A 19,429-nucleotide genomic window follows, 5' to 3' on the forward strand; every position below is an offset into this window, starting at 1 on the left:
ATTCGCATCGCCGGCACAGATCAAAACGTGAACATGGAAAAGCTGCCCCCGTTGACGCCTCTCAAGCGAAGTCTTAGGTGAGACGCCATGTCGATAAAGCCGCTCATCATCCTTCCCGATCCCGTCCTGCGCCAGGTTTCCAAGCCGGTGGAGCGCGTCGACGCCGATCTGCGCAACCTCGCCGACGACATGCTGGAGACCATGTATGACGCGCCGGGCATCGGCCTTGCGGCGATCCAGGTCGGCGAGCCTCGGCGGCTGCTGGTGATCGACCTCGCCAAGGAAGGCGAAGAGCCTCAGCCGCATGTCTTCATCAATCCGGAAGTGCTCGAGAGTTCCGACCAGCGTTCCGTCTACGAGGAAGGCTGCCTGTCGATCCCAGACTATTATGCCGAGGTCGAGCGCCCGGCTTCCGTGCGGGTGAAATATCTCGACCGCGACGGCAAATTGCAGGAGATGCAGGCCGAGGGGTTGATGGCAACTTGCCTGCAGCACGAGATCGACCACCTCAACGGCGTGCTGTTCATCGACCACATCTCCAAGCTGAAGCGCGACATGGTGGTGCGCAAGTTCAAGAAGCTCGCCAAGGACAAGGTGCCGGGCAAGATGGTGGGCTGAGGCGATATCCTCCTGGGCCCCGGATTCACTGAAATCAGTCGAAGGTTTCCATGGGCGACACTCCGATCAGCAGCATTCCTGAATCCAGGCGAGAACCGCGGGTTTCCGCATGGGATGCGATCCGCAGCGCCTTTGTGTCTGAAGGCGCGATCGGCGACGAATTTGCCGATATCATGATTGAGATTGAGGCTGAGAGAAAGCGCGACTTCGACGGATTGACCGGGAATTCGTGAACTTTTTGAAAGCAAGCGCCTGAGCGGGCGGTTGAAAAAGGGCAAATCCGTCATGCCGCTTCGCGTCATCTTCATGGGCACGCCGGACTTTTCCGTGCCGACGCTACGCGCTATCGCCGAGGCCGGCCACGAGATCGCGGCCGTCTACACGCAGCCGCCGCGTGCCGCCGGCCGGCGTGGGCTGGAGCTGACGCCGTCGCCGGTGCAGCGCGAGGCGGAGCGGCTGGGGCTCGAAGTGCGCACGCCGACATCGCTCAAGGGTGAGGCGGAGCAGGCGGCTTTCGCCGCCCTGCAGGCCGATGCCGCGGTGGTCGTCGCCTATGGATTGCTGCTGCCGAAAGCCATTCTGGACGCCCCCCGGCTCTGCCTGAACGGCCATGCCTCGCTTTTGCCACGCTGGCGTGGTGCTGCTCCCATCCAGCGTGCCATCATGGCCGGCGATGCCGAAACCGGCATGATGGTCATGAAGATGGAAGAGGGTCTCGATACCGGACCGGTGGCAATGGTTGAAAAATGCGCCATCGCACCCGATATGACGGCCGGCGAATTGCATGACCGCCTGATGGTTCAGGGCGCTTCGCTGATGGTCGAGGCGCTCGCGCAGTTGGGGATAAATTGTCTGACATTTACCCCGCAGGCGACGGAAGGGGTGACCTACGCCCGAAAGATCGATAAATCGGAGACACGCGTAGACTGGACGCGGCCTTCTGGCGAAGTCCACAATCACATTCGCGGCCTCTCGCCCTTCCCGGGCGCGTGGTGCGAGGTCGAAATTGGCGGCCGCATGGAGCGGCTGAAACTGCTTCGCTCGACGCTCTCGGATGGCGTCGGCGAGTCGGGAGGAATTCTCGATGACCGGCTGACGGTCGCCTGCGGATCGGGTGCGGTCAGGCTGGTCGAAGTTCAACGGGCGGGCGGAAAGCCTGCCGCCGCGCAGGAGTTTTTGCGCGGAGCCAAGATCGAAAAAGGAACGAAACTCACATGAGCATGATGTCGATACGCGCGGCGACGCCGCGGGATCGCGAGGCGATCCGCCTCGTCGAAGAGCATGCCTTTGGCCAGCAGGCGGAAGCCGGCCTGGTCGATGCCCTGGTCACCGGCGGCGACGCCGTCGTCGAGCTGGTGGTCGAGGAAGATGGCCAGGTCGTCGGCCACATCCTGTTTTCCAGGCTTTACGTGCAAAATGGCGGCAAGCGCTTCGCGGCCGTCGCGCTGGCGCCGCTGGCGGTCGAGCCCTCTTTCCACGGCACCGGCATCGGCGGCGCGCTGATCCGCGAGGCGCATGTCCGCCTTAAGGAAGCCGGCGAGACGTTGGCCGTGGTGCTGGGCGATCCGACCTATTACGGCCGTTTTGGCTACACCCATGACCGCGCCGCAAAGTTCGACAGCGAGTATCAGGGCGAGGCGCTGCAGGCTCTGGCCTGGGGCGACGCGCCCGAGACCGGCAGGCTGGTCTACGCTTCGGCCTTCACCGCTTTAGCCGCCTAGGCTAAGGCGAAAGCTCAAGCTGGCATGCCGCGTTTTCGGCTCGATATCGAATATGACGGCAGCCAGTTTGCCGGTTGGCAGCATCAGGCCGACCAGCCCTCGGTGCAGCAGGCGATCGAGCGGGCGATCGGGAAGTTTTGCGGCGAAGACCTGAGAATACGGGCCGCTGGCCGCACCGATGCCGGCGTGCACGCTACCGCCCAGGTAGCGCATGTCGATCTCGCCAAAGCGTGGCCGGGCGACAAGGTCCGAGACGCGGTGAATGCCCATTTGCAGGCGGCCGGCGCGCGAATCGCCATCCTCAAGGCGGCAATCGTCGCCGACGATTTCGACGCGCGCTTTTCCGCCACCGGCCGCCACTATCTCTACCGCATCCTCAACCGCCGCGCGCCGGCGGCGCTGGAAAAAGGCAAGGTCTGGTGGGTGCCGAAGCGGCTCGACGCTGAGGTCATGCATGAGGCGGCGAAAGTGCTGCTCGGCAAGCATGACTTCACCACCTTCCGCTCCACCCAGTGCCAGGCAGAAAGCCCGGTCCGCACGCTCGACCGCCTCGATGTCGGCCGCAATGGCGATTTCATCGAGGTGCGGACCTCGGCACGCTCCTTCCTGCACAACCAGGTGCGCTCGATGGTGGGCTCGCTGAGGCGCGTCGGCGACGGTTCCTGGGGCACGGCCGATCTCAAGGCGGCGCTCGAAGCGCGCGATCGTGCTGCCTGCGGCCAGGTCGCGCCGCCGGACGGGCTTTTTCTTGTCGGCGTCGACTATCCGGAAGAGGTCTGAGGTCGGCGCCGATCAGCCGGCGTCGTCCCCGGCGAGTACGTCCGACCAGTTCGCTCCGCCATAGAACAGGCGCAAAATCACGACCCGCTCAGGCTCCACAATGAACGCGACGGCGATCCGGCGTTCAAAGCCGACGACACGAAGGCCCGGCCGCACGTCATCACGGCGCTTACCACGTTCGGAGCCATGCTCGAGACGCTCGCAGAACGCCCGTATTCGACGATCATAGCCGTCCGCAGTGATGGGGCTGCTGGCTTCAGCAACAATGGTGTAGATGCGGTCGAGATCGTCGCCAGCATCAAGCGAGTAGACGACGACTCGGCGCTTCACGGTTTCTTCTGCGAATGGGCCTCGTGGCGCTTGCGCGCACGTTCCGCCATTTCCGCAGGCGAGATGACTTTGTCAGGGTTTGTCATCAACGCATCATAGGTCGGTGCGACTTCCTCGCGGAGCCAGCGTTCCACCGCCGCGTCGCGCTCCTGGAGGGCGCGAAGCCCCGCGCGGATGACTTCGCTCCTGGTCGCGTAGGTGCCCGAGCGGACGAGTTGATCGATGAAGGCGGCTTGCTCCGCCGGCAGGCTGAAGGTGCGTTTTTCGGTGGCGGACATAGCTTGTCTCCACGAGGAGAATGGTATGAAATTATCATACCACTTTGCCCCTGAATTGAAAGGCTTTGTCAATCGGTCAGGATCAACCCGTCGTGCTGTCCGGTATATCGATGCCGAGCAGCGCCTGCAGGCCGAACAGGACGAGCAGCGAGGCGATGAACATGCCGACAAAGACGGCGGTGCCCACGGCGGCGCCCTTGCCGATCGACGCGTTGGTCATGCGCCAGGTCAGCAGCGCCGACAGCGCGAACAGGAACAGTGAGACAAGGCTGCTGATTTCGCTGGTTGAGGGCAGGAAGAGCCTGAGCAGCGCGGAGGGCAGCATCAGCCAGGCGATGATCGCCGATGCCCAGTTGGAGGCAACGACATAGTGGACGAAGCGGCCGCCGATGCCGACGCGCGGCGCGACCAGCGCCAGCGCCACCAGCGGCAGCACCCAGGAGCCGATATCCACCGTCGCCAGCCTGATCAGCATGCCGAGGCGCCCGGCGAAGGCCTCCGGATCGCCGATCTCGTTGGCGATCCCGACCCAGCCGACAATCAGCGCCGGCGCCGCTACGACGATGGCGAAGAAGGAATTCCAGAAACCGTCCGCCGAAAGGTCGAGCAGGCGCAGCCCGTCGGCCTTGCCGAACATCAGCCGCCAGGCGCCGGCCAGCGAAGCATAGGTTTCGTCCGCCGATAGCATGGTCACGAAAGGCCTTTTGCGAACCAGTCTTCGATGAAGCGTTCGTAGATCTGCGTCAGCGTCTCGAGGTCGGCAAGCGCGACGCGCTCGTCCACCATATGCATGGTCTTGCCGACCAGGCCGAACTCGACCACCGGGCAATAATCCTTGATGAAGCGCGCGTCCGACGTGCCGCCGGAGGTGGAGAGCGCCGGCGTCTTGCCGACCACCGCCTTGACCGAGCTGCTCAGCGTATCGATCAGCCTGTCGTCGCGGGTGAGGAAGACATGGCTCGGCCGGTCGCGCCAGGCAAGCTCGTAGTCGACCGGCGTCTTCTTGCCGGGCCGGTATTTCTTGCGCCCCGCCGCCTGGTCGAGTCTGTTGTGGATCTCGGCCTGCACCGATTCGGCGTCCCAAGTGTCGTTGAAGCGGATGTTGAACGTTGCCGTCGCCTTGGCCGGGACCACGTTGGTCGCCGGGTTGCCGACATCGATCGACGTCACTTCGAGGTTGGTCGGCTGGAAATCCTTGGTTCCCTTGTCGAAAACGGGGTGGAGCAGCGCGTCGACCAGGCTCATCAGGCCGCGAACCGGGTTGTCGGCAAGCTGCGGATAGGCGGCATGGCCCTGGCGTCCGTTCACGGTCACGCTGCCAGACAGCGAGCCGCGCCGGCCGATCTTGATCATGTCGCCCAGCGCATCCGGATTGGTCGGCTCGCCGACGATCGAGGCGTCCCACTTCTCGCCCTTGGCCGCCGCCCAGCCGAGCAGCTTGGTGGTGCCGTTGATCGCCGGTCCTTCCTCGTCGCCGGTGATGAGCAGCGAGACCGAGCCTTTCGGGCCGCCGTTTTTCTCGACGCGGCGCGCCACCGCGGCGATGAAGCAGGCGATGCCGCCCTTCATGTCGACGGCGCCGCGGCCATACATCTCGCCTTTGGCGATTTCGGCGGCGAAGGGGGGATGCGTCCATGCCATCTCGTCCCCCACCGGCACGACATCGGTATGGCCGGCAAACATCAGGTGCGGGCCATTGCCCGAGCGCCGCGCATAGAGGTTTTCGATGTCCGGCGTGCCGTCTTCCGAGAAGACTGGACGCTCGACCGAGAAACCGAGCGGCTTCAGCATGTCCTCCAGCGCGGCGAGCGCCCCACCTTCGGCGGGTGTTACGGACGGACAGCGGATCAGGGCGGCAAGATTCGCGGCGGGATCGGTCGGCAATGTCATGGGCAAAGCGATAGTCGAAAGCGTTTGTCGTGTCACGGTGGCAGATGATCGCCGGTCATGGCGCCGACAATATGGTTTTCATCACGTATAAATGCATGTCGCCCGGACGTGCAGCGGTTCTGGGAGGACGACATGCATCATGGCAAGTCGGCAGCCAGGCGAGGACGCCAAACGGGGACAAATGCATGGCCAGCGAAGCAAGCACCATCGCGATAGCCGGCGCCGGCAGCATCGGCTGCTATGTCGGCGGCTGCCTGGCGCTCGCGGGACGCAAGGTTGTTTTCCTCGGCCGCGGCCGCGTCGTCGATGTCATGCGCAAAGACGGGCTCCGCGTCAGCGATCTCGATGGCCGCGACCGGCACCTCGCAGCGCAAGCGATTACGGTCACCGACGATCCGGCGATGGCGCTGCGCGAGGCGGACGTCATCCTGGTGACGGTGAAGAGCGGCGCGACCGCGGAAATGGCCGGGGTGATCGCCGTCCACGGGCGCCCGAATGCGGTCGTGATCAGCCTGCAGAACGGCGTCGACAATGCCGACCGGCTGCGCGCCGCGCTCCCTGAACGGCGGGTGCTGACCGGCATGGTGATGTTCAACGTCGTCCGGTCGCCGGATGGCGAGCTGCCGTTCCGCGTCCATCGCGCCAGCCAGGGCGAGGTGATGATCGACGCCGGCATCCATGGGCTTGCCGAGCGGCTCGATGTCGACGGGCTTGCCGTCGAGGCGCGCGCCGACATGAAGGCGGTGCAGTGGAGCAAACTGCTGATGAACCTCAACAATGCCCTGGTGGCGCTCTCCGACCTGCCGCTGGCCAGGCAACTGGCCGACCGGAGCTGGCGCGTGATCCTGGCCGCCCAGATCGACGAGGCGCTCGCCGCGATGAGGGCGGCGGGGATCGCGCCGGCGCGCATCAGCGGCCTGCCGCCGGCGCTGCTGCCGAAAGTGCTGCGGCTGCCCGACTGGCTGTTCGGCCTCCTGGCGCGCCGCATGCTGGCGATCGATCCAGAAGCCCGCTCGTCGATGTGGGACGATCTCAAGCGCGGCCGCCAGACCGAGATCGATGAATTGCAGGGCGCGGTCATTCGCCTGGCCAGGCAGGCCGGCATCCCGACGCCGATGAATGAACGGGTCGCGGCTCTGGTGCGTCAGGCGGAAACGGAAAAGCGCGGTCCCCCCGGCCTCGGGCCGGGTGCGGTCAGCGCAATTCCAGGAAAAGTGTGACGGTTTTCCGTCCGGAATTGCGCAAAAACAAAAGGATAGAGCGGTTCGCCGTTTCCTTGAAACGGTGAACCGCTCTATCGGCGGCCCTCGATCAGCGTGATCTTCTGCCAGATCTTGCGCGACAGGTTGGAGCTCAGGTTCTCGATGTCGTTGACCCCGTCGATGACGACATCGTCATTGACCGACTGCGCGAACAGCGCCGCGATCTTGCCGGTGATCGACAGCATCTCCGAGCAATAGTCGAGATAGCGCGCAAGGTCCGCGGCGTTGGTGATGCGGGCGGGCGAGTGCGCGGTCGGCTTGAACTCGGCCGACAGCGCCGCGGGATCCTTGGTCAGCTGGTGCATGTCGATGACATGGATCAGCGAGCGCAGCCCATGCAGCTGGCGGAAGACCTTCTTGCGCTTGATGCGCTCCTCGGTGCGGACCAGCGCCAGCAGCCCGAGCACGGCCAGGATCACCGTGTTGATCGTCGCTTCGATGCCTTGCACCGACTGCACTGCGTCGTCGGCGCCGGAGATGCGGTCGAGCGGCAGGATCGTGCCGACGAACAGGAACACCGCCACGCCGGCGATGAAGGCCGCGATGATGACGCCGCGCAGCCACCAGATCGGCGCCTCCAGTTCCCTCGCCGCCTTGGCGAGGTCCCGCGACAGCGACACCAGTTCGGCGGCGACGCCGCGCAGGCCGGCATCCGGAAAACGCTCGCCGATCCGTCCCTCCAGCCTTTCGGCCGTCTCGATGATCAGTTGCGGATCGAGCGCGCGGTAGCGCATGACGGCCTCACGAATCGGCCGGCGCGTTGGTGCGCCTGCCGTAGCGGTTCGGTCCGGGATCGCTGCGGAAACAGGAGAGGATGATGAGCAGGATGGGACCGATGATGAGCGAGATCAGCGCAAAATAGGTCGGCTTGCCGAAATCATGGAAGCGCTTTGCCGTCACCGCGAAGGTGGCCCAGGCCGAGATCAGCAGCACGCCCCAGCATATCATGGCCCAGTTCTGGCTGGCGGTGGTGTTCAACTCCACCCGCGCGAATTGGTAGAACGGGAAAAACTGGACGAGCACCAGCAAAACCCCGGCCAGCGCATAGGCGACCGGGCTCAGCCGCCCCGAAAGGCTGAAGAACAGCCAGAAGAATTGCGATCTTTCAGACAATCGCTTCCGCTCCGTCAAAGCATGTCTCCCGAAAGTGGGAACCGGTTTCGGGACAAAGACATGCGCAAGATCAAAACCTAAAGCGCAGGGAGCGATTCTGAAAGATCGCGACGCGCTTTAGGCAGGATCAATCGCGCAGCAATTCGTTGATCGAGGTCTTTGAACGCGTCTTGGCGTCGACGCGCTTGACGATGACGGCGCAGTAGAGGCTCGGACCGGGCTCATTGTTCGGGAAATTCTTGCCCGGCATCGAGCCGGCGACGACCACCGAGTTTGCCGGCACCTCGCCGTAGAACACCTCGCCGGTGGCGCGGTCGACGATCTTGGTCGACTGGCCGATGAACACGCCCATGCCGAGTACCGATCCTTCGCGCACGATGCAGCCCTCGACCACTTCCGAGCGCGCGCCGATGAAGCAATTGTCCTCGATGATGGTCGGGCCGGCCTGCATCGGCTCCAGCACGCCGCCGATGCCGACGCCGCCGGAAAGATGCACGTTCTTGCCGATCTGGGCGCAGGAGCCGACCGAGGCCCACGTGTCGACCATGGTGCCCGAATCGACATAGGCGCCGACATTGACGAAGGACGGCATCAGCACGGCGCCCGGCGCGACATAGGCCGAACGGCGCACGATCGAGGACGGCACGGCGCGGAAGCCGGCCTTCTCGAAATCGACGGCGCTCCAGCCGTCGAACTTCGATGGCACCTTGTCCCACCACACGGCCTGGCCGGGGCCGCCCTTGATGATCTCCATCGGGTTCAGCCGGAAGGAGAGCAGCACCGCCTTCTTCAGCCACTGGTTGACATGCCAGCTGCCGTCGTCCTGTCGCTGCGCGACGCGGGCGACGCCGCGGTCGAGCAGGTCGAGCGCCGCCTGGATGGCCTCGCGCGTCTCGCCGCGCGTCGCCGTCGAAATCGCCTCGCTCTCCTCGAAAGCCTTTTCGATGGTCGTTTCGAGGCTCGCCAGATCCGGCTTCGACATGATTTCGCTCCATTACCAAGCTGTTAAGGGGCTCAGCCTTAACCTGTTTAAAAGTCGCGCGGACCCTATGTTAAGGCTGAATGAGGGTCAATCGCGCCAGCGTCACGGGACGGCGCAGTTAAGGGAATTGGACGGGTGGATTCGATGACTCCCATGGAAAAGGCGGGGTGGACGCCGCTACCGCATTCGGACGAGGACCTGGAACGCGCGAAAAGCGTGCCGGACACCCCGCAGACACGTGCCGAAACCTATCGGCTCGCCTGGAACGATCCGGACTTCATGACGCGGCGCGAATTGCGCGCCGTGCGGCTGCAGCTCGAGCTCCTGAAGCCGGAAATGATCCTGGCCGAACGCGGCATCCGCTCGACCGTGATCCTGTTCGGCGGCGCCCGCTTGCCCGAGCCGGGCGGCGAAGCCTGGGCGGCCAAGAACGAGACGCAGAAGAAGAACCTCGAGGCGAACAGCAAATACTACGAGGAAGCGCGCAAATTCGCCCGTCTGTGCTCGCAGCAATCGGCCACCTCCTATTATCGTGAATATGTCGTCGTCACCGGCGGCGGGCCTGGTGTCATGGAGGCGGGCAACCGCGGCGCCGACGATGTCGGCGCCCCGTCGATCGGCTTGAACATCGTGCTGCCGCACGAGCAGGCGCCCAACGCCTATGTCACGCCGGAGCTCTGCTTCAACTTCCACTACTTCGCCATCCGCAAGATGCATTTCGTCATGCGCGCCAAGGCGGTCGCCGTGTTTCCGGGCGGCTTCGGCACGATGGACGAGTTCTTCGAGACGCTGACCCTGATCCAGACCGGGCGCATGGAGCGGGTGCCGGTGATCCTGTTCGGCAAGGCCTTCTGGCGAAGGGTGATCGACCTCGATTTCCTCGCCGAGCAGGGGACGATCTCGCCCGGCGATCAGGACATAATCGATTTCGTCGACACCGCCGAGGAAGCCTGGGACATCATCCGACGCTTCTACAAGCTCTAGATCGGCCACAGCCGCCGCCTGCTACGCGGGCAACTCGGCCAGCCAGCCATTCGAGTGCGCGAAGCGCACAATGGCCGCCCGCGAGCGGAGCTCGAGCTTCTCGGACGCCCTGGTGCGATAGGTTTCGATCGTCTTGATGCTGAGGTTGAGGCGGGACGAGATTTCCTTGTTGCTGTAGCCGAGCGCCACCAGCTGGATCACCGACCGCTCCCGTTGGCTGAGATTGCCCGGATCGCCCTGCGGGGCGCTGCGCGGGCTCAGGATGCGCGCCGCGAGTGCGGGATCGACATAATTGTCACCGGCCAGCACGCATCGGATCGCCTGCAAGAGGTCCGTCGCGGTCGCGCGCTTGACCACGAAGCCGCGGCCACCGGCTGCAAGCACCTGACGCAGGCAGCCGGGGTCCTCATGCGCCGTCAACGCTATGCAGCTGACCTCGGGAAAGCGCTCACCGAGCTTTTCGATCAGCGTGACCCCACTGTCGCCGGGAAGCGATATATCGACCACGGCGACATCGGGCAGCGTCTTGCCGATCCCTTCAAGGGCATCCTCGACGTTCCCGGCCAGGCCGACGACCGTCAGGTCGTCCTGGCTGTTGATCATCGCCCCGACCCCCGACAGCATGATCGGGTGGTCGTCGACCAAAAATATCCGCCTGCAGCGCACCTTTAACCTCCATCAGTCGTGAAGAGCCCTTCCTCCGGAAGAGGCCTCTTGTCCTTGATGGTCTAGGCAACTGCCCCGCATGTCGCGGGACGCCCGTCTTCCTCAGGCCTTAAACGACCGCAACGGGTAAGCCATCCCCCGCCTAACCCTATGAGCGCGAATTGTAAGTCGTGACTAATGTCCGGGATGTGCAGCGCTTCACGTAGACGAGTTTAGGAGGGGAGCGTCACGGTTTTGCCATCCGAACTGATGCAAAACGAGACACTTGGCAAAACGCGACGAACCAGGCCCGAAGCCGAAGCGACCGTGTCAGGCTGTCCTTGGAAGGCGCAACCCTCCCCCACCTTTCAATGTGCCAACGGCACATCCGCATAAACGGTAGTTCCTTTCATCGTGGCCGTTTCGACGGTCAATTCACCGCCGACCAGCGCCAGCCGCTCCCGCATTCCGGCAAGTCCCAGGTGGCCCGGACCGAGTTCGACGCGGCCGTCAAAGCCGCGGCCGTCATCCTCGATTGTCAGGCGCATTCGATCGTCCTGGATATGGGCCGTTACGCTTACCCGGCTTGGCTGGGCATGCTTGCCGACATTGGTAAGCGCCTCCTGTGCGATACGATAAAGCGTGAGCGCGGTCTCGGCGGGCAACGGGTTCGAAAGGGCTTCGAGATCCATCTCGCATGGAATGCCGAGCTGGCTGCAAAGCATTGTCGCCAGATCCTCGACCGAAGCGCGCAGGCCGAGACGATCGAGGTCGGCGGGCCGCAGGCTCCAGGCCACCTCATGCACCCTGGCGCTCAGCTGGTCGACAAGCATCGCGGCGCGCGCGAGGCGGTTGTCCATCAGGCGCGAGCCGGCGCGGACCATGTGCAACTCGAGCGCGACGCTGGCCAGCATCTGGCCCAGATCGTCATGCAACTCGCGCGACAGGCGCAGGCGCTGCTCTTCCTGCACGGCAACCAGATGCCGCGCCAGGCCCGGACGCCGGAGTTTCGCTCTATTGTCTTTGCCGGTGTCGATGCCACCCTCCATCGACTTTCTTCTCCCATCAACACCCAAGTGCCGGCCTCGCGAGAAAAGGCACAAGGGGCTGATACCTCGCGCAATATACACCCGGCATATGCTTTTATGCCTGTCAGTTTTTTCCTGATTGCTTCAACTTTTCCTGACACCGGGATCAGCAGAAAAACCGACAGCGCCTGCTGATCAGCCCGAATGTATCGCCACTATTTCTGCGTGCATCCTTCAAGCGTCCTCCCGGTCATCTTGAATTGCCTGGGAAGCTCAACGCAAACGAAGGAGAACGTCATGAGAAAGATCATCCTGGCCGCGGCTGTCCTGGCGGCTCTGACTGGCACGGCATCCGCAGTGTCCATCGGTAGCGGTAACGGCAATGGCAACGGCAATGTCGGCGTCGGCAACGGCAACGGCAACGGCAATGCCAATACCGGCGCCTTCAACGGCAACTTCAACGGCAATGGCAATTTCGGCTTCGGCAACGGCAACGGGAACGGCAACGGCAACTGGGGCGCCTTCAACGGCAACTATAACGGCAACTTGAATGCCGGCATCGCCAACGGCAATGGCAATGGCAACGGCAATTTCGGCCTCGGCAACGGCAACTTGAACGGCAACGCCAATGCCGGCCTCGGCAACGGCAATGCCAACGGCAACGGAAACTGGGGTGCCGGCAACGGCAACGGGAACGGCAACGCGAACCAGTAACGCCGTCCAACCGCCAGCGTCACCAAGCTTCACCTTGGAAAGACGCTGATGGCTCTGGGACCGCCGAGCCACGCGCCCGTCCCCCGCGCAAGGCTATCGCGACATGTCGCCGGCGGTCCCAGTCCTTTCGGACTGGTTCCAATTTCAAAAGCAAAGCCATGGAAGGAGCTCGCAGATGAAACGCTACGTCATACCGGCGCTATGCCTGGGGTTGTTGAGCGCAACCGCGGCGAAGGCCGACACCGCGACGGGCAGCCAGGCCTTCGGCAGGTCGGCCGTCCAGGCGGCGGTCGGCAAATACGGCCAGGCTATCGGCTCGAACGTCAGGGGCATGGATCCCCTCGGCAATTTCGGCGGCAATCTCGGCTATAAGAACAGCGGCAGCGGCAATGTCGGCGCCTTCAACAGCGGTACCGGCAATGTCGGCGCGTTCAACGGCAACAACAACACCTCGGCGACGAGCGGCAACGGCAACATCGGCTCCTTCAACGGCAACGGCAACACCGGCGAATACAACGGCAACAGCAACGTCGGCGCCGGCAATGGCAACTTCAACGGCGGGTCGTTCAACGGCAACGGCAATGTCGGTTCCTTCAACGGCAACTTCAACGGCCGGGGGAACCGCTGATGACCGGGCTGAAATCATCCCGACCCGCCCGGCCCGGCGAGCGTCGGGTAGCGGCGAGGCTGCTTGATGGCAACGGCCTCGCGCTCGGCACCCTGCTTGCCGCATTGCTGGCCGCCGATGCCTCGACCCTGGTCAGGATTGCCGATCTTCCAATCGGCGCCGGTGTCGCCAACGGCCTTGGCAATACCGGAAATTTCAACGGCAATGGGAATACCGGCAACTTCAACGGCAACGGCAACAGCGGCAATTTCAACGGCAACGGCAATGCCGGAAGCTTCAGCGGCAATTTCAATGGCGGCAGCTTCAACGGCAACGCCAATTGCGGCAACGGCCACGGCAACGGCTACGCGTCCGACGGCAATGGCAACGGTACGGGAGCAGCCGGCAATCCGGATCTGTGCCGGTTCTTGAAGGAGCTGAACGGCCGACTGGGATTGCCGCCCGGCACGATTCCGGATTTCGACTAGGTGCCCTCCGCCCGTGGATGACGATCGCGATGCGCATTTCGGCCAATCGCCAAGGCACGCCTATGCAACAGAGTTCAGGCCGCCACGTCGACGATCGAGGTCAGGAAACCGGAGAGGTCGTCGGTGACGAAATCGACGTCGTCATCATTCGCCGGGTCGCGTTCCCAGATTTCCGAGAAGGTCGGTTCGAAATTGCGCGGCACCACCAGCACGGTCGTCATGCCGAGCGATTTCGGCACGGCCAGATTGCGCGCCAGATCCTCGAACATCACCGCATTGTGCCCGGTCACCGAGTGCAACTCGGCGAAGCGTTCATAGGTCTGGCGCTCCGGCTTGGGATTGAGCCCGGCCGCGACGATGTCGAAGATGGCGTCGAAATGCTCCAAAATGCCCAGCTGGCGCGCGGTGCGCTCGGCATGCCTGCGGTCGCCATTGGTGAAGATGAATTTGCGCCCCGGAAGCTGGCGGATCGCCGCGCCCAGCACCGGATCCGGCACCAGCCGCGAATAGTCGATGTCGTGCACCTTCTCGAGGAAATCGTCGGGATCGATGCCGTGCCGCTTCATCAGCCCGTTCAGCGTCGTGCCGTATTCCAGGTAAAGTTCCTTCTGGAGCTTGCGCGCGTCGTCGCGTGAAAGCGTCAGCAGCTCGCCGACATAGGCGGTCATCTTCACATCGATCTGCGCGAACAGGTTCGAGTGATGCGGATAAAGCGTGTTGTCGAGGTCGAACACCCAGTCCGTGACATGGGCAAAGCGGGCGGGGTCGGGTGTCATCGTCATGGTTTCTTATGGCATGCCGACGCCGAGTTTATCCACAACTTATGCGCGTCACGAATTGTCAAAATGGCTTCTCGCTTCAAATTTTAAAAGTTCCGGAAAGGTCGCCTTTAGCGCTAGCTGGCACAGAGGCTATCCCTTGGGAGCAAGTGATGAGTCGCATATTTCTAAAGGCCGCTACCGTAGCCTTCGCTTCGGTCGCTGTCTCGCTGTTGTTGACGCTGATTGTGGTTCCGGCAATGGGCTTTCCGATGAGCCGCACCATCTGGCTGGCATCGACGGTATGCCCGCTCATGCTCGCCTGGGCCGCCAGCGCCGGCACCTTCTGGCACAGCGACCGGCTGCAGAACGCCCATCGCGAGCTTGCCCGTGCCCACGCGCAGCTCGCCGCCGCGCACAGGCGCCTCTCCGAAAAGGCAAGCCGCGACGACATGACCGGCATGCTCAATCGCGAAACCTTCTTTGCCGTGCTCGACGCGTCGCGGCGCAAGAGCGATCGCGGCGCGCTGCTCATCATCGACGCCGATCACTTCAAGCGGATCAATGACAGCTACGGTCATTTGACGGGAGACGAAGCGCTGCTTCTGATCGCCGGCGCGATCGAGCGCGGCGTGCGCAGCGGCGACGTGCTCGGCCGCATTGGCGGCGAGGAATTCGCGGCTTTCCTCGTCGGCGCCAGCGAGCATGAGGCCAAGCACGTCGCCGAACGCATCCGCCGCGAGGTCGAGCTGATCCGGTTTCGCCCTGGCGACGAGCGCACCGTGCCGCTCACCGTCTCGATCGGAGGCATAAGCTGCGGCGAGGGCGCAACCGTTTCCGATTTGATGCGCGCGGCAGACCGCAGGCTCTATGAGGCGAAGAACCGCGGCCGCAATCTTTCGATTGTCGACCGCGAACTTCCCGAAGCGGCTTGAAGCTTTGCCGCGGGCGTCATGCATGTCGCCCAAAAGTGCGAAGCGGTTTTGGGGCAACGACATGCATCAAAACAAAACTCAAAAGCGCGGTGCCTGAACCGCTTCAGTGCGACGCGCTTTAGGAAAGCCCTAACCATGTCCATATTCAACCGCGCTAAACTTACGGGTGTAACGCCGTCTTCACCCGGGTTTGGCACGGAATTGGCCTCCTCGGCGGTATGTGTGCCGTTCAGGAGCGGCATGCGTGGATCGAGGCCCCTAACGAGAGACGCGTCATGAGCAGCTTCATAAGAAAAATGTCGCGTCGCGCGATCGTGCGGGCGTTGATCGCGTTGCCCGCCCTGTCGCTGTTCCGCAACCAGCCGGCCCCTGCCAACCCTGACGAGATCGACCGCGATGAAATCGTCGAGATCAACGGATGGATCCTGCGGCGGAGCGACCTCGCATGATCTTCGACAGCTATGAAGCCTACAAGCAGGCCGGCTTCAAACCCAGGGCCTGCATCCTAGGCTCCGGTCCCGCCGGCACGACGATCGCCAGGAAGCTGGGCGCCGCCGGCATTCCGGTCGTCGTCCTGGAGGCGGGCTCGCGCGAGTTCAGCGACCAATCGCAGGATTTCTACCGCGGCAAGACGGTCGGCGATTTCTATTTCGACCTCGACATCACCAGGCTGCGCTTCATGGGCGGCTCGTCCAACCACTGGGCAGGCTGGTGCCGCGTGCTCGACAAGCAGGATTTCGAACCCAAGGCCTGGGCGCCGGACACCGGCTGGCCGATCAGCCGCGCCGACATCGAGCCCTATCTTGGCGAAGTCCATGACATCCTCGAGCTTCCGGCGTTCCGTCCGGACGTCCAGGTTTCGGACGACATTCGCTGGGTGCAGTTGATCAAGAGCCCGGCGGTTCGTTTCGCCGAGAAATTCGCCGACGAGCTCGACCAGAGCAAAAACATCGCCGTCGTGCTCAACACCTACGCGACCGAGCTCATCGGCGACGGCAAGCGCGTCATCGGCGCGAAGCTGTGGTCGAACGGGCAGGACGCCGGCACCTTCAGCGCGGACTATTTCGTCACCTGCACCGGCGGGCTGGAGAACTCGCGGCTGCTGTTGTGGTCGAACGAGCGCTCGAATGGCGGCGTGGTGCCGAACGCGGCGGCGCTCGGCCGCTACTGGATGGAGCATCCGACCTTCGAGGGCGGCAACGCCATCCTCGCCAACTATTCGGAGTTCGAGGTCGACGCCTCGAACGAAGCCTTCTTCTCGCCGACGCTTGCCGCGATGGAGCGGTTGCAGATCATGAATTTCGGCATCCGATTGATCGAGAGCCCCTATCCCAATGTCAAGAAGCTGATCGCCGACCTCGCCTGCACCGCGCCGAACATGGCGGAGTGGATGTCGTCCCAGCTCGACCAGAGGCTGCGCTGCGCCGCCCAACTCTACGTTGCCTGGGAGCAGGCGCCGCTCGCCTCGAACCAGATCGAGCTGTCGAAGACCGATGTCGACCCTGCCGGCGTGCCGCGCATCGAGCTGCACTGGAAGAAGTCGCCGCTCGAGCGTCGCACGCTGCTTGAGGGGCTGAGGCTTTTCGGCACGACGATGGCGCAGAAGAACCTCGGCCGCGTCCGCATCGACGACTGGATCAGCAATGGCGCCGATTACCCGACCAATGAGGAGACGGCCGGCCACCACCATATGGGCGGCACGCGCATGGGAACCGATGTCTCGAAGAGCGTCGTCGACGCCAATTGCAAGGTGCACGGCATGGACAATCTCTATGTCGGCGGCTCCTCGGTGTTCTGCACCTCGGGCCAGTGCAACCCGACGACGACCATCACCGCGCTCGCCTGCCGGCTGGGCGAGCATCTCGGCAAGGTGATCGCCGTCTGATCTCCGAGACGCCGGCGGCGCCGGCGTCTGGAGTGTCAACCGGCGACGCCCTGGCGCTTTTGGGGGAAATTGTGACTTCGCTCAAAGGCCGTAGACGGCGATGCGCACCAGCACGGCCGCGGCCGCAAGCGCCACCAGCAGGATGCCGAGGCCGATGGGCGAGCCCCAGCCATACCATTCCATCGCCAGCTTGGCGTATTTGTATTCCTCCTCGTTCGAGAGAGGGGTGCGCTGTTGGATCAAGCTCATTATTCACTCCTTGTCGGCGACTTTGCCCTTGCCTTGCAAAAGCATCACCGCATATTGATATGATAGTCTAAATGTTAGACAGATTGATAGTTAGATGGTCGAAATAAATTCGTCAAGCACCAAACGCGATGAAATGACCAAGGCTCTCAGCCTTGCCGTTATGCGCTGGCAGGACGCCACCCAGGCCTATGACGAAGCGGTGGGGGCGCGGCTAGGCCTGATCGCGGCCGAGCGGCATTGCCTGGGGCTGCTCTATGCCGGGCCGCAATCGGCGGGCGCCGTGGCCGCTGCGACCGGACTGACGCCGGCCGCCGTTACCGCATTGATCGACCGGCTGGAGGCGCGCGGCTACGTCACCCGAACCCGCAGCCTGGAGGACAGGCGCAAGGTGGTGATCGAGGCGACCGCGCTGACCAGGGAATTGTCAGAGCGCTATTACGGCGCGATCGCGCGGGAGGGCGAGAAGGTGGTGGCGAGCTTCAGCGATGCCGAGCTCGAGACCGTGCTGCGCTTCATCAATGCCGCGCTGGACCTGCAGAGCGAGCAGTTGGCCAGGATCAAGGCCGAGCCGGCTTAGATATCCTCAAGACAAAGCGGCCCAGCCGCCTGCCGGCAGCTGAACCGCCCTGAATGTCGGTTGGGCGAAAACCGACCTCAGACCGTCGCGGGGTCGAGCGCCGGCTGGCCTTTGAACCGCGCCACGATGCCGGCAAGGTCGCCCTTGGCGAAGGCATCGCGCAGCGCATCGAAGGACGGCAGCACGAAATAGGCGCGCTGGAACTTGTCGATCTCATAGCCGGTGCGCATCACCGTCTCGAGGTCGTACGGCACATGGTGGGCGTCCTTGCTCTCGACCGCGAATTGCAGCTCGGTGAAGGACGACATCAGCCCGGCGCCGAAGGCCTTCACGGGCTGGCCGGCTTCCTGGATGAGGCCGTATTCGGCGCTGTACCAGTAGAGCCTGGTGATCATCTCGTCGCCGCCCAGCGCGATCACGTCCTCGGCCTTCTCGCCATACATCTGCATGAAATCGGCGAAGACCGGCTGGGTCAGGATCGGCACGTGGCCGAAGAAATCGTGAAACATGTCGGGCTCGACGATGTAGTCGAGCTCCTTCTTTGTCCGCAGCCAGTTGGTGACCGGGAAGCGGCGATTGGCGAGATGATCGAAGAACGGGCCGGCCGGAATGAGGCCGGGCACCGCGACGATCTCCCAGCCGGTCAGCTTGGTGAGTTTCTCGCTGATCTCGTCGAAATCCGGAATCCTGTCGAGCAGGCCGAGCGCCGCGACGCCGTCGAGGTAGGAACGATGCGCGAGCTTCTGGGTCAGCCTCGTCTGGCGGTCGCAGAGCGTGCGCCACACCGCCTGCTCCTCGGCGGAATAATCGTAGCCTTGCGCAACCGTGAAATCGCTGCGGCAGACCGAATAGTCGCCGCGAAGGCCCTGTGCCGCGCATTCGGCGGCGTAATCGGCAACACTGATCGTCATCATATCCTCCTCAAAATCGTGATCCGCGGATCGTGGAAGGGAGTGTAGGAGCGATCGCTGAGGCAAATCAGCCCTTGTTTGTAGCTTGTCCGAAGATCTTGAGGTAAAATAACTCAGATCAATGTGAGATCGAGAAAACATGCCTCAGTTCGACGGTTTCGAAATCAAGATGCTTGATATCCTGCAGCGCGACGGCCGCAAGCCCGTGTCGGAGCTGGCGCAGGAGATCGGCCTTTCGACCACGCCTTGCGCGCGCCGATTCGAAGCCTTGCAGGAAACCGGCATCATCAAGGGCTTTGCTGCCGTGCTCAGTCGCCGCGCCGTTGGCCTGACGGTCGAGGTCTTCATCCAGGTGCGGCTGGTCAGCCATAGCGACGGCTCGCCGGAAAGCTTTATCGCCGCCGTGCAGCGCATGGACGAGGTTTCGTCCTGCTGGACGATGACCGGCGATCACGATTTCCTGCTGCATGTCATGGTGCCGTCGGTGGACGATCTTAACGCCTTCGTCATGCACCGGCTGATGCGGCTCCCCGGCGTGCGCGACGTCCACACGCAACTGGTGCTGCAGAACATCAAGGGCCCGGGTCACGTGCCGCTCAGCCATCTGCGGAAATGATCCGCTCAAATCTGGCGAAAAGCTGCTTGGAAACTGCTGAACCGCGCCAAGGCGGCTT

27 protein-coding genes are annotated in these 19,429 nt (G+C 63.4%); 15 read left to right on the forward strand and 12 right to left on the reverse strand.

Annotation, left to right across the window (positions count from 1 at the left end; all coding sequences use genetic code 11):
• The first annotated feature begins 87 nt into the window (after nucleotides 1-87).
• Genes def through truA form a run of 5 tightly spaced genes read left to right on the forward strand, consistent with a single transcriptional unit; the run spans nucleotide 88 to nucleotide 3,119 of the window.
• The gene (def, locus tag CK230_RS20785) at nucleotides 88-618 is read left to right on the forward strand and encodes a peptide deformylase (RefSeq protein ID WP_095819019.1); all 531 of its coding nucleotides are present in this window, start codon (nucleotides 88-90) and stop codon (nucleotides 616-618) included.
• Between the two features lie 50 nt (nucleotides 619-668).
• Nucleotides 669-851 carry a hypothetical protein gene (locus CK230_RS20790; protein WP_245429995.1) on the forward strand — a complete coding sequence of 61 codons (183 nt, stop codon included), beginning with the start codon at nucleotides 669-671 and terminating at the stop codon, nucleotides 849-851.
• 52 nt (nucleotides 852-903) lie between these two features.
• Complete coding sequence (gene fmt / locus CK230_RS20795) at nucleotides 904-1,836, forward strand: methionyl-tRNA formyltransferase (protein WP_095819176.1); 933 nt, start codon at nucleotides 904-906, stop codon at nucleotides 1,834-1,836.
• Complete coding sequence (locus CK230_RS20800; RefSeq protein WP_095819020.1) at nucleotides 1,833-2,339, forward strand: N-acetyltransferase; 507 nt, start codon at nucleotides 1,833-1,835, stop codon at nucleotides 2,337-2,339. Before fmt ends, CK230_RS20800 begins: the two co-directional genes overlap by 4 nt.
• Before the next feature lie 24 nt (nucleotides 2,340-2,363).
• Entirely contained in the window at nucleotides 2,364-3,119 is a 756-nt protein-coding gene (gene truA, locus CK230_RS20805) for a tRNA pseudouridine(38-40) synthase TruA (protein WP_095819021.1), read from the forward strand.
• Nucleotides 3,120-3,131: 12 nt separating this feature from the next.
• Here truA and CK230_RS20810 read toward each other — a convergent pair whose 3' ends face one another.
• The 4 genes from CK230_RS20810 to dapE all read right to left on the reverse strand — a co-directional run bounded on the left by CK230_RS20810 (nucleotide 3,132) and on the right by dapE (nucleotide 5,617).
• Nucleotides 3,132-3,449, reverse strand: a complete 318-nt coding sequence (locus tag CK230_RS20810; protein ID WP_095819022.1) for a type II toxin-antitoxin system RelE/ParE family toxin — start codon at nucleotides 3,447-3,449, stop codon at nucleotides 3,132-3,134.
• The gene (locus CK230_RS20815) at nucleotides 3,446-3,727 is read right to left on the reverse strand and encodes a type II toxin-antitoxin system ParD family antitoxin (protein WP_095819023.1); all 282 of its coding nucleotides are present in this window, start codon (nucleotides 3,725-3,727) and stop codon (nucleotides 3,446-3,448) included. The genes CK230_RS20810 and CK230_RS20815 overlap by 4 nt, the downstream gene beginning before the upstream one ends.
• A gap of 82 nt (nucleotides 3,728-3,809) precedes the next feature.
• Nucleotides 3,810-4,415 (reverse strand): transporter, encoded by a 606-nt coding sequence (locus CK230_RS20820; RefSeq protein ID WP_095819024.1) that lies wholly within the window; start codon nucleotides 4,413-4,415, stop codon nucleotides 3,810-3,812.
• Nucleotides 4,416-4,417: 2 nt separating this feature from the next.
• Nucleotides 4,418-5,617: a succinyl-diaminopimelate desuccinylase gene (gene dapE, locus CK230_RS20825; protein WP_095819025.1), complete on the reverse strand. Its 1,200-nt coding sequence runs from the start codon at nucleotides 5,615-5,617 to the stop codon at nucleotides 4,418-4,420.
• Between the two features lie 185 nt (nucleotides 5,618-5,802).
• Between dapE and CK230_RS20830 the strand changes: the two genes are divergently transcribed.
• Nucleotides 5,803-6,837 carry a 2-dehydropantoate 2-reductase gene (locus CK230_RS20830; RefSeq protein WP_095819026.1) on the forward strand — a complete coding sequence of 345 codons (1,035 nt, stop codon included), beginning with the start codon at nucleotides 5,803-5,805 and terminating at the stop codon, nucleotides 6,835-6,837.
• Between the two features lie 74 nt (nucleotides 6,838-6,911).
• Here CK230_RS20830 and CK230_RS20835 read toward each other — a convergent pair whose 3' ends face one another.
• From CK230_RS20835 to dapD, 3 genes are all read right to left on the reverse strand, one after another.
• A complete protein-coding gene (locus tag CK230_RS20835) occupies nucleotides 6,912-7,613 on the reverse strand; it encodes a hypothetical protein (protein WP_095819027.1) in 702 nt (233 codons plus the stop codon).
• A 7-nt stretch (nucleotides 7,614-7,620) separates the two neighbouring features.
• Nucleotides 7,621-7,992 carry a DUF805 domain-containing protein gene (locus tag CK230_RS20840; RefSeq protein ID WP_176480160.1) on the reverse strand — a complete coding sequence of 124 codons (372 nt, stop codon included), beginning with the start codon at nucleotides 7,990-7,992 and terminating at the stop codon, nucleotides 7,621-7,623.
• 127 nt (nucleotides 7,993-8,119) lie between these two features.
• Nucleotides 8,120-8,974, reverse strand: a complete 855-nt coding sequence (dapD, locus tag CK230_RS20845) for a 2,3,4,5-tetrahydropyridine-2,6-dicarboxylate N-succinyltransferase (RefSeq protein ID WP_095819029.1) — start codon at nucleotides 8,972-8,974, stop codon at nucleotides 8,120-8,122.
• Nucleotides 8,975-9,118: 144 nt separating this feature from the next.
• On the opposite strand from dapD, the gene CK230_RS20850 reads away from it, so the two are divergent.
• Nucleotides 9,119-9,958, forward strand: coding sequence for an LOG family protein (locus CK230_RS20850; protein WP_095819030.1), 840 nt, complete (start codon nucleotides 9,119-9,121; stop codon nucleotides 9,956-9,958).
• A 21-nt stretch (nucleotides 9,959-9,979) separates the two neighbouring features.
• Here CK230_RS20850 and CK230_RS20855 read toward each other — a convergent pair whose 3' ends face one another.
• Together CK230_RS20855 and CK230_RS20860 are read right to left on the reverse strand one after the other, a co-directional pair.
• On the reverse strand, nucleotides 9,980-10,603 hold the full coding sequence (locus tag CK230_RS20855) for a response regulator transcription factor (protein ID WP_245429996.1): 624 nt from the start codon (nucleotides 10,601-10,603) through the stop codon (nucleotides 9,980-9,982).
• A gap of 368 nt (nucleotides 10,604-10,971) precedes the next feature.
• Complete coding sequence (locus CK230_RS20860) at nucleotides 10,972-11,652, reverse strand: sensor histidine kinase (RefSeq protein WP_095819032.1); 681 nt, start codon at nucleotides 11,650-11,652, stop codon at nucleotides 10,972-10,974.
• Nucleotides 11,653-11,928: 276 nt separating this feature from the next.
• Here CK230_RS20860 and CK230_RS33165 point away from each other — a divergent pair, with 276 nt between their 5' ends.
• From CK230_RS33165 to CK230_RS33170, 3 genes are all read left to right on the forward strand, one after another.
• A complete protein-coding gene (locus CK230_RS33165; RefSeq protein ID WP_176480161.1) occupies nucleotides 11,929-12,345 on the forward strand; it encodes a hypothetical protein in 417 nt (138 codons plus the stop codon).
• Between the two features lie 175 nt (nucleotides 12,346-12,520).
• Nucleotides 12,521-12,973 (forward strand): hypothetical protein, encoded by a 453-nt coding sequence (locus CK230_RS32600; protein ID WP_141246067.1) that lies wholly within the window; start codon nucleotides 12,521-12,523, stop codon nucleotides 12,971-12,973.
• Nucleotides 12,973-13,440, forward strand: coding sequence for a hypothetical protein (locus CK230_RS33170; RefSeq protein WP_176480162.1), 468 nt, complete (start codon nucleotides 12,973-12,975; stop codon nucleotides 13,438-13,440). The genes CK230_RS32600 and CK230_RS33170 overlap by 1 nt, the downstream gene beginning before the upstream one ends.
• 74 nt (nucleotides 13,441-13,514) lie before the next feature.
• Here the strand turns inward: CK230_RS33170 and CK230_RS20880 are convergent, their stop codons facing one another.
• The gene (locus CK230_RS20880) at nucleotides 13,515-14,222 is read right to left on the reverse strand and encodes a pyrimidine 5'-nucleotidase (RefSeq protein ID WP_095819035.1); all 708 of its coding nucleotides are present in this window, start codon (nucleotides 14,220-14,222) and stop codon (nucleotides 13,515-13,517) included.
• A 149-nt stretch (nucleotides 14,223-14,371) separates the two neighbouring features.
• Here CK230_RS20880 and CK230_RS20885 point away from each other — a divergent pair, with 149 nt between their 5' ends.
• The 3 genes from CK230_RS20885 to CK230_RS20895 all read left to right on the forward strand — a co-directional run bounded on the left by CK230_RS20885 (nucleotide 14,372) and on the right by CK230_RS20895 (nucleotide 17,018).
• Complete coding sequence (locus tag CK230_RS20885; RefSeq protein ID WP_095819036.1) at nucleotides 14,372-15,133, forward strand: GGDEF domain-containing protein; 762 nt, start codon at nucleotides 14,372-14,374, stop codon at nucleotides 15,131-15,133.
• Nucleotides 15,134-15,408: 275 nt separating this feature from the next.
• A complete protein-coding gene (locus tag CK230_RS33175) occupies nucleotides 15,409-15,582 on the forward strand; it encodes a hypothetical protein (RefSeq protein WP_176480163.1) in 174 nt (57 codons plus the stop codon).
• On the forward strand, nucleotides 15,579-17,018 hold the full coding sequence (locus CK230_RS20895) for a GMC family oxidoreductase (RefSeq protein ID WP_095819038.1): 1,440 nt from the start codon (nucleotides 15,579-15,581) through the stop codon (nucleotides 17,016-17,018). Before CK230_RS33175 ends, CK230_RS20895 begins: the two co-directional genes overlap by 4 nt.
• A gap of 81 nt (nucleotides 17,019-17,099) precedes the next feature.
• Here CK230_RS20895 and CK230_RS33180 read toward each other — a convergent pair whose 3' ends face one another.
• The gene (locus tag CK230_RS33180; protein WP_164772138.1) at nucleotides 17,100-17,267 is read right to left on the reverse strand and encodes a hypothetical protein; all 168 of its coding nucleotides are present in this window, start codon (nucleotides 17,265-17,267) and stop codon (nucleotides 17,100-17,102) included.
• Nucleotides 17,268-17,361: 94 nt separating this feature from the next.
• Between CK230_RS33180 and CK230_RS20900 the strand changes: the two genes are divergently transcribed.
• Nucleotides 17,362-17,844 (forward strand): MarR family transcriptional regulator, encoded by a 483-nt coding sequence (locus tag CK230_RS20900; RefSeq protein WP_095819039.1) that lies wholly within the window; start codon nucleotides 17,362-17,364, stop codon nucleotides 17,842-17,844.
• A gap of 77 nt (nucleotides 17,845-17,921) precedes the next feature.
• Here CK230_RS20900 and phhA read toward each other — a convergent pair whose 3' ends face one another.
• The gene (phhA, locus tag CK230_RS20905; RefSeq protein WP_095819040.1) at nucleotides 17,922-18,758 is read right to left on the reverse strand and encodes a phenylalanine 4-monooxygenase; all 837 of its coding nucleotides are present in this window, start codon (nucleotides 18,756-18,758) and stop codon (nucleotides 17,922-17,924) included.
• A 136-nt stretch (nucleotides 18,759-18,894) separates the two neighbouring features.
• Between phhA and CK230_RS20910 the strand changes: the two genes are divergently transcribed.
• Entirely contained in the window at nucleotides 18,895-19,371 is a 477-nt protein-coding gene (locus CK230_RS20910) for an Lrp/AsnC family transcriptional regulator (protein ID WP_095819041.1), read from the forward strand.
• The last annotated feature ends 58 nt before the right edge of the window (nucleotides 19,372-19,429 follow it).

It is taken from the genome of Mesorhizobium sp. WSM3859, from assembly GCF_002295065.1.
GTDB lineage: Bacteria > Pseudomonadota > Alphaproteobacteria > Rhizobiales > Rhizobiaceae > Mesorhizobium.